Origin of the sequence: Bordetella genomosp. 10, assembly GCF_002261225.1 — a bacterium.
Classification (GTDB): Bacteria; Pseudomonadota; Gammaproteobacteria; order Burkholderiales; family Burkholderiaceae_B; genus Bordetella_C.
In genome coordinates, this window is record NZ_NEVM01000001.1 from 74349 (window position 1) to 90026 (window position 15678).

The following is a 15678-nucleotide window of genomic DNA, read 5'->3' on the forward strand; positions in this document are numbered from 1 at the left end:
CCACGCGATTGTCCCGCTGATCACCAACGCGGTAAATCCCCGCCGCTTTTCATATAACAATTGATGGAGACAAAATGAAGAACCTGTTATTGGCAATATCCGCCACCGCGATAGTGACCGCGGCGCCCCTGGGGGCCCAGGCGGCAGACGACTATCCCAGCAAGCCGATCACCATGCTGATAGGTTTCGCGCCGGGAGGCGGTTCCGATATCGTGGGCCGTGTGATCGCCAGCCACATGGCGCGGACCTTGCACACGAAAGTCATCGTCGAAAACAAGGTCGGCGCGGGTGGCGGCATCGCGGCGCAGGCCCTGACCCGGGACCAGCCGGACGGCTACACGATCATGCTCTCGACCATCGGCGCACTGGCTGTGAACCCGCATCTGGACACGCATGCGGGCTACAACCCTGAAAAGGACTTTAGCTGCATCTCGCTGGCCGCCGAACTGCCCGTGGTGATCGTGGCGAATACGGCGACGGGGCTGAATTCGCTGGAAGACCTGGATGCCGCGCTCGAAAAGACGAATACGCTCAGCTACGGTTCGTCCGGTATTGGCAGCGCGGGTCACCTGGCAGGCGAGCTGTACAAGCAGATGCGCCATATCCAGGGCTTTACCCATGTGCCTTATCGCGGCGGGATGCCAGCAATGAACGACCTGCTGGGCAACAACGTGCCCATTCTGTTTTCCGCGATCAGCGAGGTCGTGCCGCATATCCGCGGCGGAAAGATCAAGGCCCTGGCAGTCACAAGCCTGCATCGCGCACCCCTGCTTCCGGAGGTCAAGACCCTGGATGAAAGCGGCCTGGCCGGGTTCAACGCTACGAGCTGGTACGGATTCGTCGCACCTGTCGGGACGCCGGCGCCCATCATCGACAAGCTGAACAAGGCGATCGTCGCCGCCCTTGCCGATAAGAAAGTGGTGGAAGTCATGTCCCGTTCCGGCATGACGCCGCTGCCTTCTTCTCCCAAGGAAATGCAGGACTATATGACCAGTGAAAGCGAGAAGTGGGGCAAGTTGATCGAGGACGCGCATATCCGGCCTTGATGGCAGCCCTTCGATCCGCTGTTTCGGCATGCCCTAGAAGTCGAACTGCGCCGACACCATGACGGTGCGGGGCGATCCTTCGGCCAGACTATTGGTGAAGGAATACGACGACCAGTACCGCCGGTTGGCCACGTTGAGCACTTGCGCGCGCAGGGTGACCGGTTTGCCGTTGGCTCGTTCCCAGACATACCGCGCACCCACGTCGAAGCGCGTCCAGCCGGGGATTTTCTGCTGGTTCGTCGCGTCTATGTACTGCGACGAGGTATAGACCGCGTTGCCGGTCAAGGTCAGCCTGGAAATAAAGGGCGTGTCCCATTCAAGACCCATGTTCGCCTGGAACTGCGGCACGCCGTAAGGACGGTTGCCTTGCGTGCCGGGCGAGTTGGTCTTGGTAAGGCGCGCGTCGGTATATGCCATGCCGCCCTGCAGCCGCACGCCGGTCGCGGCTTCGCCGAATGCCTGGAATTCGATGCCGCGATTGCGCTGTTCGCCATCCGCCGAATAGGTATTGCTTGCCGTGTCCACGGTTCCGCTCGGCTGCTTGACCTGAAACAGGGCAACGGTCGTGGTGACCTTGCCCCAATCGACTTTCGTGCCGACTTCGTATTGGCGCGAGACGTAGGGCGCCAGCGTCTGGCCGCCGTTGGCGTAGGCCGCGGGAACGACGATGCCCGGCTGCAGGCTTTCGATGAAGTTGGCGTAGAGCGAGACGTTTTGCCAGGGCTTGACGACGAACGCCACGGCGGGCGTCAGGACACTGCGCTTGTAGTTGGACGAAACCGCTCCCGTCGTCGCATAGTTTCTCGTGTCGATGCGCTGCGAGCGAAGCCCTGCCGTCAACTGGATGCGTTCATCGAGGATGGAAAGCGTGTCCGCGGCGGCGATGGATGAATGGGCGGTGATGGACGAGAGCGGCGCATCCGGCGCGTAGGTGGAGAGGTTCGGCGCCGCGAAGCTGCCGGAATCGTGGATGTTCCCGCTTTCGGAGGCGAAGAGCGTCTGGCCGAAGGAAGCGCGGCGCCGGTAGTAGTCGCCGGTGAACGAGACCTGATGGTTGACCGGACCCGTATCGAATTTTCCCCTGATGCCGACCTGGGCGGAGGCGCTATCCTCCACGAACTTGGTGGCTCGGGGAAAGAACAGCGCATCGCCGGCCGGATTTTCCAGCAGCCCTATGCCGCCGAGAATATCGGACGTGTTGTGCGCGAAACCGGTGGCGGCGAACGCCGTCCAGTCGGGCGCGAAGTCGTACTCGGCCTTCGCCATGCCGAACGTATCCTCACTGTTGAAACGGGTCCAAGACGGGTAGTTGTCGGTTGCCTTGGGCGGAGAAGGCACCTTGAAGTCGTTGGACAGGAAGTCGAGGGTGTCGTAGAACCCCTTCAACTTCCGCTTCTGGTAGCCACCGTCCAGCGAGAACCGGAATCTGTCCGCCCGGTAATCCAGGCCCAGTATCCCGGCCGTGAGTTGTTCCGATGTGCCGTTGGCGCGCATGTCGCCGTCGCGCAGCGTGCCGTTGAAGCGGATGCCCCATTGCTTGTTTTCGCCGAATCGCCGCCCGATGTCGACGTGCGTGCCGAATTGGGAATCCGAACCGTAGGTCGTGGTCAGGCGGGTGATGGGATCGTCCGTCGCGCGCTTGGGAACGACGTTGATGGCGCCGCCCACCGCGCCATTTGGCGAGATGCCATACAGCAGCCCGCTGGCGCCCCGCAACAACTCCACCCGTTCGACGAAGTCGGTGCCGACGAAGTTGTAGGGCAGGACGCCGGCCAGGCCGTTGAGGAACACCTCGGGGTTCATCAACGGAAAGCCCCGGATGTAGACCTCGTCGGCATAGCTGCCGGCGGGCCTGTCGACTCTCACGGCGGGATCGTTCATGAGGACATCGCCGATGCTCTGGGCCTGGCGGTCCTCGATGGTCTTGCTGGTATAGCCGACGACGCTGAAGGGCGTGTTCATCATGTCGCGGTTGCCCAGCATGCCGACCTGCGCGCCCGTGGCTACCTGGCCGCCGGCATAGGCGGGCGGAAGTGCGCTCGCGGGAGCCCTTCCTTGCACCGATACGACCGGCAGCGTTACGGGCTCGGCGCCGGGGCCCGATTGCGTGGCCGGGGCGCGGCGCAATATATAGCCGGCCGGCGTTTTCGCGATGGTGTAGCCGCTGCCTTGCAACAGAATGGCGAATCCCTCGTTCACGCCGTACGCGCCTTTCAGCCCCGGCGAGCGCAAGTCCTGGATCTGGTTCGCGTCCATGGCGATGGCCACGCCCGATTGCTGCGCGAAGTGATTCAGCACGACAGCCAAGGGCCCGGGCGCCACGTCGTACTGGATGGTCTGAGCCGGCGTTTGCGCCTGGCCGGGAGATACCGCGCCCAGCATCAGCGTCGCGACGAAAGCGAGATGGACAGCGAGGGAAAGCGGCTCCGGACGGGTGCGGAGAGGCGATGCGGCCAGCGGTTGCGCCGCGGCAGGCGACACGGACATGATGGAAGTTCCAGGGTTCGTTGATCTTCAAGGCCCGGGACGGGCATCGAACGCCAATGAACCGCGGGGACATGAGGGCATCGCCCCTGGCCAGCGCGCGGTAATTGCCGTTCTCATGGTCATGACGGATGAGAACGGACAAGCGGAACCGGTCCTGGCGTTTTTTTTCGACTATTGGGCGGGAGGCGCATCGACCCATACCAGCCATGGCGACAGGGTACGGATGCGCAAGGCTGGGAAATTCGCCTGCAGCAGTTGCAATGCGCGGTCGGGATCGTCGAGCGGCAGCACGGCGCTGACCTTGAAACGCTCGATCTGTGCGCGGTCGTAATGGATGTGCCCGGTCCGGTAGCGCGCAAGTTCGTCCAGCACCTCGTTCAGCGGCCGGCCCTCCACCACGAGCTGGTGGTACTTCCATGTGTCGGACAAGCTGCGCGTATCGACGGATTCCGCCGGCCCGACGGCGTCGGCCGTGATGCGCACGCGCTGGCCCGCGGCGACTTCCGTGCTTGCGGCGCTGCCCGCCGCCCGCTGTTCGGCGGTCTGCACCGCGACGCGCGATTCGATCATGCTCAGGATCGTATCGTCGTCCTCCTTGTCCACGACGAAGCGGGTGCCGAGGGCGCGGATGCTGCCGTGCGCCGTTTCGACCACGAAGGGACGGTTTGCGTCCTTGGCTACATCCACCAGGATTTCGCCTTGAACCAGTTCAATGGTGCGCCGGCGAGCGTCGTAGCGCAGGTTGACGGCGCTGGCGCTGTCCAGCGTGATGCGGGTGCCGTCCGCGAGCAGGCGGGTTTCCCACTTTCCGGTCGCGGTGCGGATGTCGGCCATGAGATACCCGGGCGGCCAGGCGCGCATCGCCATCCACGCCGGCGCGCCGATGACGAGGGCGGCCAACAGCGCGACGCCGGCATGTTTGATCCGGCGGCGTTTTCGCTTGTTGGCGACGACCGCGTCGATTGCCGCCCGCGCGGGACGCGGATTGCCGTTCGCCGCATCCCGCACACCGCGAAGCTGGTCGATGATCCGTTCAAGCTGGTTCGCCTCGGCGGCATGACGAGGGTCCGCCTGTTTCCATGATTCGAACTCCAGGCACGCCTGCTTGCGCGTGGCCTCGTCGTCGTCAGTAAGAAGAACGATCCATGCCGCCGCTTGTTCGGCGATCGTGTCGGCTGCATCCGGCGTGGGAGAAGCGGAGGCGGGGCGGCCCATGAAGCGTCTTGCCTGGCGTCGCGTCATGCGCCGTGTTCGGCCAGGGCCGGACAGCGAGCGCGAAAGGACAGCAGGGCCTGGACCAGGTATTTCCTCACCATGCGCGTGGAGACGCCGAGGCTGGCGGCGATGTCCGCATGGGTCTCTCCGTCCAGGTAGTGCCGCAGGAAGGCTTCGCGCACCTTGGCGGTCATGTCTTCCACGGCGGCGCCGATCTGTTCCAGGGCCTGGACGGCCATCAGCACGCTTTCAGGCGAGGGATAGGTGGGCAGGCGTTCGGCTAGCCTGGCCATTTCGGCCAGATAGGTTCGTTCGACGACCGCCCGGCGGGAGCGATCCACCAGCAGGCGCTTGGCGATGGTGGTGAGGTAGGCGCGCGGTTCCTCGATGCCGACCAGCGCGTCCCGGGTCGCCAGGATACGGACGAAGGTGTCCTGGGCGATGTCGGCGGCGTCCTGGGCGCCGCCCAGCTTGCGCCGCAGCCATCCCAGCAGCCAGCGTTCGTGGTCGGCGTACAGCGTTTCGATCTGCTGGAGGGGATTGAGTTCGGATATGGGCACGGCGACCTCTCCCACTGGCTCCACGGGAGGGGACGCCCGGCGTATGGCATAAGTTTGAGAATCGTTCTTATTCTATATGTCTGTCTCAGGCTTGCACAATGCGGGGAGTGTCGATTGCCCTTGGCGGCGGCCCAGCCAGCAGCGAAAAAAGCCCCCACGCCGCGCGGCTTACGCCGCTTGCTGTCCCCCGAGGGGGCGGTTTTGCCTTGGGGGGCCCGGCAGCGAAAAAACGTGCGGCGCGGCACGTTTTCAGCTATAAATAGCAACCATTCTCATCTGAAGTGGTCTGTTAATAGGGGTCGTCTCGTGTCGCCTGTGGAATCCGCCGAGCAACGAGGATTGCACGCGCTGTACCGTGATCATCATGGTTGGCTGCAAAACTGGCTGCGCAAGAAACTGAACAATACGTTCGAGGCGGCCGATCTGGCCCAGGATACTTTCGTCCGGGTCCTCGGCGCCTGGCGCAAGCAGGGAGACCTGCAACTGCGCGAGCCGCGGGCGTATCTGACGTCGGTGGCCGGCCGCGTGCTGCTCAACCACTGGCGGCGGCTGTCGCTGGAGCAGGCCTATCTGGAGGCGCTGGCGGGGCAGCCGGAGGCCTTGTCGCCCTCTCCCGAAGCGCGCCTGCTGGTCCTGGAGGCCCTGCACGAGATCGACGCCCTGCTCGATACCCTGTCCCCCAAGGTGCGCACCGCCTTCCTGTACGCGCAACTGGAAGGGCTGACCTACGCCGAGATCGCCGTGCGGCTGGGCGTGAGCGAGCGCACCATCAAGCGCTACATCGCCACCGCCTATGAAGAATGCCTGCTGGCGATGGCATGAGGATGCCAGGGTGAGCCCCATCTCATGAACGCCTCCTTGCCCGCGCGTCCTTTGGACCGGGCCGTCGCGCGCGCCGCGGCGGCGTGGCTGGTGCGCCTGCGGGAAGCCGCGACGCCGCAGGATATCGAGGACTGCCTGCGCTGGCGCAACGCCGATCCCGAGCACGAGCGCGCCTGGCGCCTGGCGCAGCAGCTCGACGCGAAATTCGAGGTCGTGCCGCCGCGGATCGGCATGGCCGCCATCGGGCGCGCGCGGCGGGCGAGCCGGCGGGCCGCGATCAAGTCGCTGGCCGCGCTGCTGGTGGCCGGTTCCTCCGGCTATCTCGCCTATTCGTCGGTGCCATGGCGGACGTGGGTGGCCGACGAGCGCACGGCCACGGGGGAGCGGCGCCAGGTCGTCCTGGCCGACGGCACGCGCGTCGACCTCAATACCGCCACCGCCATCGACGTGGCCTTCAGCGAAACCGAACGGCGCATTTTCCTGCGCGGCGGCGAGGTCCTGGTCGAAACCGGGCATGATGCCGGCCGCGCCGGCGCCGCCTATCGCCCCTTCATCGTCCAGACGCGGCAGGGGCGCATCCGGGCACTGGGAACGCGCTTCGTCGTGCGCGACGGCGCCGACGATACCCTGGTCGCGGTGCTTCAGGGCGCGGTGGAGCTGACCCCCGACGGCGCGCCCTCGGCGCGCCGCGTCCTCGACGCCGGGCAGCAGGCCCGGTTCACCGCCGCCCGGGTCGGCGCCGTCGCGCCCGCCGACGCGCACGCCGCCGACTGGGCGCGCGGCATGTTCGTCGCCGACCAGATGCGCCTTGCCGACGTGGTGTCGGAACTGAGCCGTTATCGGCCCGGGGTGCTGCGCTGCGATCCCGCCGTCGCCGACCTGAGGCTTACCGGCGCCTTCCAGCTCGACAACATCGACGTCATCCTGGACGCCTTGCCCAGGACGCTGCCCGTGCGCGTCGTGTACCGCACCCGCTATTGGGTCACCGTGGCCGCCGCCGATACCCCCGCGGGACGGTGAACGCTTTGCCCATCCTTCCGGTCCGCCAACGCCGCCCCCTTGAGGGGGCCCGCGAAGCGGGTACGGGGTGGGTTTCCCCTGAAAAAAATCCGCGAATCCTGTCCCCTTTCCTGCGCTCGCGTTTCATAGCCATAGAAGCCGCTCCGAAACCGATCGATTCCAAGGAAAGTCCATGGCTGCTCGCCACCCCTGCCCGCCGGCCCGCCGCTCCGCCGAGAACGGCGCGCCCCTCCGCTCCCTGCGCCTGACGGCCCTCGCGCTGGCGCTGCGCGCCTTGCCCGCGGGCTTCGCCCTGATCGGCCTGGCCGCGTCCTCGTTCGCCCATGCCGCCGGCGATGCGCCCGCCGCGGCTGGCCGCAAGGTCTATGCGGTGCCGGCGGGCGCGCTGGGCGCCGCGCTGGCGGAATTCGGCGGCCAGGCCGGCGTGACGGTGCAGGTCGATTCCCGCATCGTGGCCGGCCGGCGCACGTCCGGGCTGAGCGGCGCCTATACCGTCAGGGAAGGGTTCGCCGCCCTGCTGGCAGGCACCGGGCTGGAGATCGTCGACGAAGGAACGGGCGTGTTCCTGGTCCGCCGGCGCCTCGCCACGGGACCGGACGGCACGCCGACGACGCTGCCCGAGGTCTCCGTGCTGGGCGCCGCGGTGGACGCCACCACCGAGGGTTCGGGTTCCTACGCCGCGAACGCCGTGACGATGTTCGGCAACACGCAATCCCTGAAGGACATTCCCAGTTCCGTGTCGGTGCTGACGCGCCAGCAGATGGACGACCAGAACATCACGACCATCCGCGACGCGATGCGCTATTCCACGGGCATCGCCTCGATCAACTACACGGGCAACAGCAGTAGCAGCAGCGGCGCCACGGCGTACTACAACGCGCGCGGCTTTCCGGTGAACGTGTCCCTGGACGGCTTGTCCATCCTCAACGGCATCCAGTATTCGACGCTGTTCGATATGGCCATGTACGACCGCGTCGAGGTGTTCCGCGGACCCGCCGGCCTCCTCGATGGACAGGGCTCCCTGGGCGGCAGCGTCAACCTGGTGAGCAAGCGGCCCACCGACACCCTGCAACTCAAGAGCGAGACCTCCATCGGCTCGTGGGCCGACTATCGCCAGATGATCGACGTGTCGGGCCCCTTGAATGCCGCCGGGACGCTGCGCGGCCGGGTGGTCGGCGTCGCCGCCAAGGCCAACTCCTTCCTCGACGGCGAGCACTCCCGCGAAGGCATGGGCTATGCCGTCCTGGAATACGACATCACGCCCCGCACCACCTTCTCGGTGTCGGCGGGCTATCAGGACACGCCGACCTACGAGACGGACTGGGGCGTGGGCTATGACACGGCGGGCCAGGTCGTGCGCGGTCCGCGCGGCCGTTCGCAGAACTTCGCGCCCGACTGGTCCTATTCCTTCAACACGATCCAGGAAGGCAAGGCGGCGCTGACGCACCGCTTCGACAGCGGGTGGAAGGCGGAAGCCGCCGTGCTGTCGCGCGAGAACCGCACGCACGCGAAATACGCCTTCGCGCTGCAACCGGACGGGGCCACGCGCACCGCGGATTATTTCGGCCAGAACCAGTTGATCGACGACGACTGGCTGGCCACGGACGTCCGCGTGTCCGGTCCGATCACCATCCTGGGCCGCCGCAACGACGTCCTGCTGGGCGCGAACTACACCACCTTCCACCAGCGTTTCCGGGGCGGTTCGGAAGACCTCGGCACCTACGACATCTTCAAGGTGGATATTCCGGAGCCCGCGATGCCCTATACGTCGGGAACACGGCAGCGCGTCGGCCAGTTCAGCCTCTACGGCCACGTGAACTCGCACCTGACGGACGATCTTTCCCTGGTGCTGGGCGGCCGGGAGATGTACTTCCGGCAGCAATCCAAGACCACCATGCCCGCCGGCGGCGACTGGACCACCACCGCGAAGGAGAACGGCAAGTTCGTGCCTTATGGCGGCTTGGTGTTCGCCATTACCCCGCAGGTCTCCGCCTATACCAGCTACTCCAAGATATTCTCGGTGCAGACGGACACCACCGCCTCGGGCGGCGCCATCGCGCCCTTCACCGGCGAGCAGTACGAGGTCGGCTTGAAGGGCAGTTTCCTGGAGAACCGGCTGAATGCGACCCTCGCCGCCTTCCGCATCAACGGCGACCACCTGGCGGTGGCCGACCAGGCCCATCCGGGATTCTCCGCGGCCAGCGGCGCCGTGCGCAGCCAGGGATGGGAGGCCGAACTGTCCGGCGAGCCATTGCCGAACTGGAACGTCGTCGCGGGCTATACGCTGACCAATACCCGGTACACGTCCAGCCCGACCGACCAGGGCGCCTCCTACGACGGCGAAACGCCGCGGCACCTGTTCAAGCTGTGGAACACCTACCGCTTTACCCAGGCGCCATTGCAGGGACTCAGCGTGGGCGCGGGCATGTACGTGCAAAGCAATACCTACCGGCTGTCTCCGCAATACCATCAGGCCGGCTATGCGATCTATTCGGCCAAGGTGGGCTACCAGTTCAATTCCCACCTGTCGGCCGACGTGACGGTCAACAACCTCTTCGACAAACGCTATTACTCCCGCGCCCCGGCTTCGCTTTTCGCCGAGTACGGGGCGCCGCGCAGCGTCATGCTCACGGTGCGGGCCAGCTATTGATCCATCAATGGCCGTCGGCGTCGTGCCGGCTCCGCCGCAACATAAGCAGATTTAATGCTTAGGTGCAGCTTTGCTTCATCCGCCGCGCGCATCGTTGACGGCTCGCGCGGCGCATCCCTACCCTTTGCGATGTCAATCACCAACAGGAACGGCATCACATGGAAACGCGGGTAGATGTTGCGGTCATCGGCCTGGGCGCGATGGGCAGCGCGACGCTGTACCAGCTCGCCAAGCGCGGCGTAAAGGCCATTGGAATCGAGCGCTACGCGGCGCCGCATGCGCTGGGCTCCAGCCATGGGGAGACGCGCATCACCCGGCAGGCGGTAGGCGAAGGACCGGATTACGTCCCGCTGGTGCTGGCGTCGCACCGCATCTGGCGGGAACTCGAGGCCGCCACGGGCGCTTCGCTGCTGAATGCCTGCGGCACCTTGATCATGTCGCCGCGCGACAACAAGGCGCTTCATCACGGCATGCCGGATTTCGTCTCACGCTCGATAAAAAGCGCCACCGCCTTCGATATTCCCCATGAGGTGATCGACAGCGCGGAGATCGCGCGCCGCTTTCCCCAGTTCGTCGGCCTGTCCGGCCGGGAATGGGCCTGCTACGAACCCGGCGGCGGCTATGTCCGCCCGGAGGCCTGCATCGAGGCCCAACTGGGGCGCGCGCGGGCGCTCGGCGCGGAGATCCGCAGCAATACCGTGGTGCAAAGCGTCGCGCAGGAGGCCGGCGGCGTGCGCATCGTCACCGACCAGGGCGTCATCCTCGCCGACCGGGCCGTGGTTTCGGCCGGTAGCTGGTGCGCCGACCTGCTCGGGGGACCGTTCGAGCGTCTCCTCACCGTCACCCGCCAGTTGCTGCACTGGTATGAAATCGAAGACGTGAGCGCCTATGGCGCGGCCGCGTCCCCCGTGTTTATCTGGATGCACGGCGAACGCGAAACGGATTACTTTTACGGCTTCCCGCCCTCGGCGGGAGATCCGCGCCTGAAGGTCGCGACGGAGCAATATGCCACCAGCACCACGCCTTATGCGATGGACCGCGAGGTCGCGCCGGAAGAATCGGCGGCGATGTACCGGGACCATGTCCAGGGCCGCCTGGCCGGCGTGACGCCGCGCGTGGCCAAGGCGGCGGCCTGCCTCTACACCGTCACGCCCGACCGCCGCTTCATCATCGACCGCCATCCGGAGCAGGATCGCATCACCGTCATATCCGCCTGCTCGGGGCACGGTTTCAAGCATTCCGCCGGCATCGGCGAGGCCGTGGCGCAGTCCGTGGCGGAAGGCCGCAGCGACGTCGACCTGGCGCCGTTTTCCATCGCGCGCTTTCGCCAGGCGTGAATTGCAGGAAAGCCCGCGCGCGACGAGCGTGGCGCGCGGGAAACACAAAAGCGTCGCTACAGGCGCATCCATATCGACAAGGGGTAGTCATGATGAAATCGTTTTTGCGCGGCGCGGTTTTCTCGGTCGCACTCGCCGGTCTTATGAATGCGGCCATGGCCGCCGATGGCGTCGACGCCATCAAGAAGCGAGGCACGCTCGTGGTGGGCGTGAAGGCCGACTACAAGCCTTTTGGATTCCGCTCGCCGGAGGGCGCGATCGTCGGCATCGAGCCCGACCTGGCCGCGGACATCGCGAAGCGCTTGAACGTGAAGCTCGAGCTCGTTCCCGTCGTGGCGTCGAACCGCATCGAATTCCTCCAGCAAGGCAAGATCGACGTGCTGATCGCGACCATGTCCGACACGCCGGAACGGCGCAAGGTCGTCCAGGCGATCGATCCGCCGTACTACTCCGATTTCGTCAACGTGCTGATGCCCAAGTCGACCCAGGTTCACGATTGGCCCGACCTCAAGGGCAAGACGCTGTGCGCCACCTCGGGCTCCTGGTACAACAAGGACGTCGCCCGCACCTATGGCGCCGAGCTCTCCGCGTTCGACGGTTCGGAGAAACCGCTGCTGGCGCTCAAGCAGGGGAATTGCGTCGGCTATGTCTACGACCAGACCTTCATCCAGGGCCGCCTGCTCGAGGCCGACTGGAACGGCGCCTACGCCATGCCTTTGAAGGGCGTCCTGCCCACCCGCTGGATCATGGCCGTGGCGCCGGGGAACGAGACGATGAAGGCCTTCCTGGAAGGCGCCACCCGGGACTGGATGAAAACAGGCCTCATCGTGGACGAGGAAAAGAAGTTCGGCATCACGCCGACGGAATACGCGCGCACCATGCACGAACAGGCGGCAGCCGCCAAATGATCCGGCTCATGGCGGCGAGCTTGGTCCGCCACGAGGCATGAACGAGGGGCCGCGACGCACGCGCGTCGCGGCTGCCAGGCTGGCCACTTCGGGATCGCGACATGGATTTCATCGCGGGATGGTTTCGCCGCCTGTACGACACGACCGGTCTCAATTTCACGGTCTTCTACGACCCTTACGACTGGCATCGCTACGTAGACGGCTTGAAGACGACGGCGCTGCTTTGCGTCGTCACGATTTTTCTCAGCCTGCTGATCGGCGCCGTGGGCGCGCTGCTGCAGGGCGCGTCGTCGCGCTTCGTGCGCAATGCGGTGCACGTATTCGTGGTGGCGTTCCGCAATACGCCGCCGTTGGTGCAGATCTTTTTCTTCTATTTCGGCATCGGGGCCATTCTTCCCGCCGGCCATAACGCGGACGGCATGCGGCTGCCCCTGATCGGCAATCTGCAATGGGCCATCGTGTCCCTGTCGCTGTTCGCCGGCGCCTTCAATGTGGAGATATTCCGCTCCGGCATGGAGGCCATTCCCAAGGCCAGCATCGAGGCCGCCGAGGCGCTGGGCTATACCCGCACCCGGGCCTATGTCCACGTCATCCTGCCGCTGGCGTTGCGGGTCTGCCTGCCGGCGCTCAACAACAACCTGGTCAATCTCATCAAGACCACGACGCTGGCTTATGCGATCGCGGTGCCCGAGACGCTTTATGAGACGAAACAGATATGGGGCGAGTCGCAGAACGTGCTCGAGATGATGCTGGTGCTGTTCGTCACCTACGGCGTGCTGGTCGGCATCCTGGTGTGGATCATGCACGGGTGGGAACGCATGCTTCGTATTCCGGGGTACGGACGATGAGGCCGGGTTCCCCTGTCTCCGCCGCCGCCGCGCCCGTCGAGCCGGCACCGCGCGCGCCGTTCGCCGTCCTGCTGCCGTTCGAGATCAAGCGGACCCGGTATGCCGCCGGGCCGCGGTCGATCCGCCTGCTGAAGTGGGGCGGCGCGGCGGCCGTGCTCGTGGCGGGTTCGGCCTGGGCGCAGGCCCGCGCGGTGCCGTTGCCGCCGCTGGAGGTCGTCGTCAAGTGGGCGCCGTTGCTGTTGCAGGGCTTCGCCTTCAACATCCTGATTTCGCTGATCGCCATGTCGCTGGGCACCGCCGCCGGGCTGGGATTGGGCGTGGGCCTGCTGTCGGCGAACCGGGCCGTGAAGCGCGGCTCGTGGGCGACCACGCAGTTTTTCCGCAACGTGCCCTGGCTGGTCCTGCTTTTCTGCGTCATGTTCCTGGTCCCGTACCAAGTCACGGCGTTCGGCCTGCGCATCCCGCTGCCCGACTGGATCAAGGCGACCGTCGGTTTCGCGCTGCCGGTGATGGCGAACGTCGCGGAGATCGTGCGCGGCGCGGTCCTATCCGTGCCGCTGACGCAATGGGAGGCGGCCGAGTCGCTGGCCTTTTCTCCGCGACGGACGTTCTGGCGCATCATCCTGCCGCAGTGCCTGAAACGCATGACGCCGCCCTGGATGAACCTTTATTCGCTGGTCGCGATGGCGACCGTGGAGGCCTCCATCGTCGGGGTTTCGGAAATGCTCACGCTGACCGCCGACGTCCATTCGTCGGAAGGCAGCCGTCCCGAGCTGTTCGCGCCGCTGTACGGCTTCGCGCTGATCTGCTTCTTCCTGTACTGCTATCCGATCGACCGTCTCACGGCTCGGCTGGAGCGCCGTTTCCATGTTCACTGAGCATACGGACCCCGCATGGCTGAATCCCCTGTCGCGACTTTTCCCTGGACGCCGGCCGATCCCATCGTCCAATTGATCGGCGTGCGCAAATCGTTCGGCGCGGTCCAGGTGCTCAAGGGCATCAGCCTGGACGTGATGAAGGGCGAGGTGGCATGCATCATCGGGCCCTCCGGCTCCGGCAAGTCCACGTTGATACGCTGCATCAACGCGCTGGTCCCGCTGGATGCCGGGACCCTGCGCGTGGAAGGCCTGGAAGTGGCCGATCCCAAGGTGGACAAGCTCGCCCTGCGGCGCAAGGTGGGCATGGTGTTCCAGCAATACAACCTTTTCCCGCACAAGACCGCCTTGCAGAACGTGATGATGGCGCCCGTGCAGGTGCTGGGCCAGGACAAGCGCGAGGTCGAGGCGCGTGCCAGGGCGCTGCTGGAAAAGGTGCGCCTGTCGGGCAAGGAGAACAGCTATCCGGGGGAGTTGTCGGGCGGGCAGCAGCAGCGCGTGGCCATCGCGCGTTCATTGGCGATGCGGCCGGCGATCATGCTGTTCGACGAGGTGACGGCGGCGCTGGATCCGGAGATGGTGAAGGAAGTGCTGGTCACCATACGCGAGCTCGCGGAAGAGGGCATGACCTGCCTGTTGGTGACGCATGAAATGGCGTTCGCGCGCGAAGTCGCCGACCACGTCTACTTCATGGACCAGGGCGTGGTGGTCGAACATAGCGAGCCGGAAGCGTTCTTCACGTCGCCGGGCGATGCGCGGACACGCCGTTTCCTGTCGCAGGTGCTGTAGCGTCCGGCAGCGTGATGCCGCTGGCCAGGCGCGGGTCGAGCTTTTCCAGGCGGGGCAGCAGCTCGGACACCACGAGTTCGCGGCACAGGCGCCAGATGTCCGCGACGAAGCCTTCGTGCTGGTCGGCGCGCGCCAGCAGGTACAGCGTGCGCGAAGCCTGCAGCTCTTCCACGTAGGAAAAGCTCACGCCGCGGCACAGGTGTTCCGCCTGCAGGATGCACAGCGGCGTGGTCAGCGCCCAGCCCAATCCCTCGGACACCATGGCCGTCAGCGTATCGGCGGTTTCGAATTCCAGCAGCGCCGCCGACCGGATCTGGTGCCGTCTCAACACTTCCTCGACCTGCGTGCCGACGTGCGATTCGGCGTTGTAGCGGATCAAGGGCAGGCCGGCCGTCAGTTGCCGCAGTTCGGCGACGGTGGATTGGCCGCGGTGGAAAGCGGAGGGGATAATGGCGACGAAGGGTTCGGTGAACAGCGGATAGCTGGCGAGGGCGGAGCGGTCGTCCATGAACTCCGATGAAATGACCAGGTCCAGCTCCCGGTCCAGCAGTTGCTGGTCCAGCGCCGGCGTCAGGCCCGTCCGCACGGCCAGCCGCGTGGTGCGCGCGGCCAGCGCGCGCGCCAGGCGGCCGCCGCAGGTTGCCGCGAAGGAGTCGATGAGGCCCAGGCGGATGCTGGGATTGACGCCCTTGGCCCGCTCGGCGACCGCGTTGGCCAGGTCCAGCACGCTGTCCAGGACGGCGCTGCCGCGGTCCGCCAGGACATGGCCGGCGGGCGTCAGCGAGAGCGGCCGCTCCGTGCGATTGACCAGGATCGCGCCGAGTTGGTTTTCCAGGTTCCGTATGGTCTGCGAGACGGCCGATTGGCTGATGCCCAGGCGCGCCGCGGCGGTCGACATATTCCGTTCCTGCGCGGCGATCGTAAAGGTGCGCAGCGCGTGCATGTCGATGAGGGGTAGCTGCTTCATGAATCGTGTCGGCGCCTTCGTTGCTACGAGTTTTACCCGACCGGCGCGCGGCGAGGGATGCGATCTAGGGTAAATCCCCGGTCCGGCCTGCATCGCCGCCTGGAGAATGTTGTCCAGCGGCGGCGTATTTCGCGCATCGGGATAGTCCCGGCTC

General features: G+C 65.9%; 13 protein-coding genes. 9 read left to right on the top strand and 4 right to left on the bottom strand.

Annotation, left to right across the window (positions count from 1 at the left end):
* Positions 1-74 precede the first annotated feature (74 nt).
* Positions 75-1046, top strand: a complete 972-nt coding sequence (locus tag CAL29_RS00365; protein WP_094851041.1) for a Bug family tripartite tricarboxylate transporter substrate binding protein — start codon at positions 75-77, stop codon at positions 1044-1046.
* A 33-nt stretch (positions 1047-1079) separates the two neighbouring features.
* Here the strand turns inward: CAL29_RS00365 and CAL29_RS00370 are convergent, their stop codons facing one another.
* The 3 genes from CAL29_RS00370 to CAL29_RS00380 form a co-directional block, all read right to left on the bottom strand.
* Positions 1080-3533: a TonB-dependent receptor gene (locus CAL29_RS00370; RefSeq protein WP_094851042.1), complete on the bottom strand. Its 2454-nt coding sequence runs from the start codon at positions 3531-3533 to the stop codon at positions 1080-1082.
* A 171-nt stretch (positions 3534-3704) separates the two neighbouring features.
* A complete protein-coding gene (locus CAL29_RS00375) occupies positions 3705-4775 on the bottom strand; it encodes a FecR family protein (protein WP_256977097.1) in 1071 nt (356 codons plus the stop codon).
* Positions 4772-5308, bottom strand: a complete 537-nt coding sequence (locus tag CAL29_RS00380) for a sigma-70 family RNA polymerase sigma factor (protein WP_179283854.1) — start codon at positions 5306-5308, stop codon at positions 4772-4774. Before CAL29_RS00380 ends, CAL29_RS00375 begins: the two co-directional genes overlap by 4 nt.
* Positions 5309-5614: 306 nt before the next feature.
* Here CAL29_RS00380 and CAL29_RS00385 point away from each other — a divergent pair, with 306 nt between their 5' ends.
* From CAL29_RS00385 to CAL29_RS00420, 8 genes are all read left to right on the top strand, one after another.
* Positions 5615-6130 (top strand): sigma-70 family RNA polymerase sigma factor, encoded by a 516-nt coding sequence (locus CAL29_RS00385; RefSeq protein ID WP_094851044.1) that lies wholly within the window; start codon positions 5615-5617, stop codon positions 6128-6130.
* Between the two features lie 24 nt (positions 6131-6154).
* Positions 6155-7150 (top strand): FecR domain-containing protein, encoded by a 996-nt coding sequence (locus tag CAL29_RS00390; protein WP_094851045.1) that lies wholly within the window; start codon positions 6155-6157, stop codon positions 7148-7150.
* 172 nt (positions 7151-7322) lie between these two features.
* Positions 7323-9800 (top strand): TonB-dependent siderophore receptor, encoded by a 2478-nt coding sequence (locus CAL29_RS00395; RefSeq protein WP_094851046.1) that lies wholly within the window; start codon positions 7323-7325, stop codon positions 9798-9800.
* Between the two features lie 158 nt (positions 9801-9958).
* Entirely contained in the window at positions 9959-11137 is a 1179-nt protein-coding gene (gene solA, locus CAL29_RS00400) for an N-methyl-L-tryptophan oxidase (RefSeq protein ID WP_094851047.1), read from the top strand.
* Positions 11138-11292: 155 nt separating this feature from the next.
* Positions 11293-12045 carry a transporter substrate-binding domain-containing protein gene (locus CAL29_RS00405; RefSeq protein ID WP_256977098.1) on the top strand — a complete coding sequence of 251 codons (753 nt, stop codon included), beginning with the start codon at positions 11293-11295 and terminating at the stop codon, positions 12043-12045.
* A gap of 101 nt (positions 12046-12146) precedes the next feature.
* Complete coding sequence (locus CAL29_RS00410) at positions 12147-12893, top strand: amino acid ABC transporter permease (RefSeq protein ID WP_094851048.1); 747 nt, start codon at positions 12147-12149, stop codon at positions 12891-12893.
* A complete protein-coding gene (locus CAL29_RS00415) occupies positions 12890-13771 on the top strand; it encodes an amino acid ABC transporter permease (RefSeq protein ID WP_094851049.1) in 882 nt (293 codons plus the stop codon). Before CAL29_RS00410 ends, CAL29_RS00415 begins: the two co-directional genes overlap by 4 nt.
* Before the next feature lie 15 nt (positions 13772-13786).
* The gene (locus CAL29_RS00420) at positions 13787-14557 is read left to right on the top strand and encodes an amino acid ABC transporter ATP-binding protein (RefSeq protein WP_094851050.1); all 771 of its coding nucleotides are present in this window, start codon (positions 13787-13789) and stop codon (positions 14555-14557) included.
* Here the strand turns inward: CAL29_RS00420 and CAL29_RS00425 are convergent.
* Entirely contained in the window at positions 14505-15524 is a 1020-nt protein-coding gene (locus tag CAL29_RS00425) for a LysR family transcriptional regulator (protein WP_179283855.1), read from the bottom strand. The two genes, CAL29_RS00420 and CAL29_RS00425, sit on opposite strands and share 53 nt — an antisense overlap.
* Positions 15525-15678 lie beyond the last annotated feature (154 nt).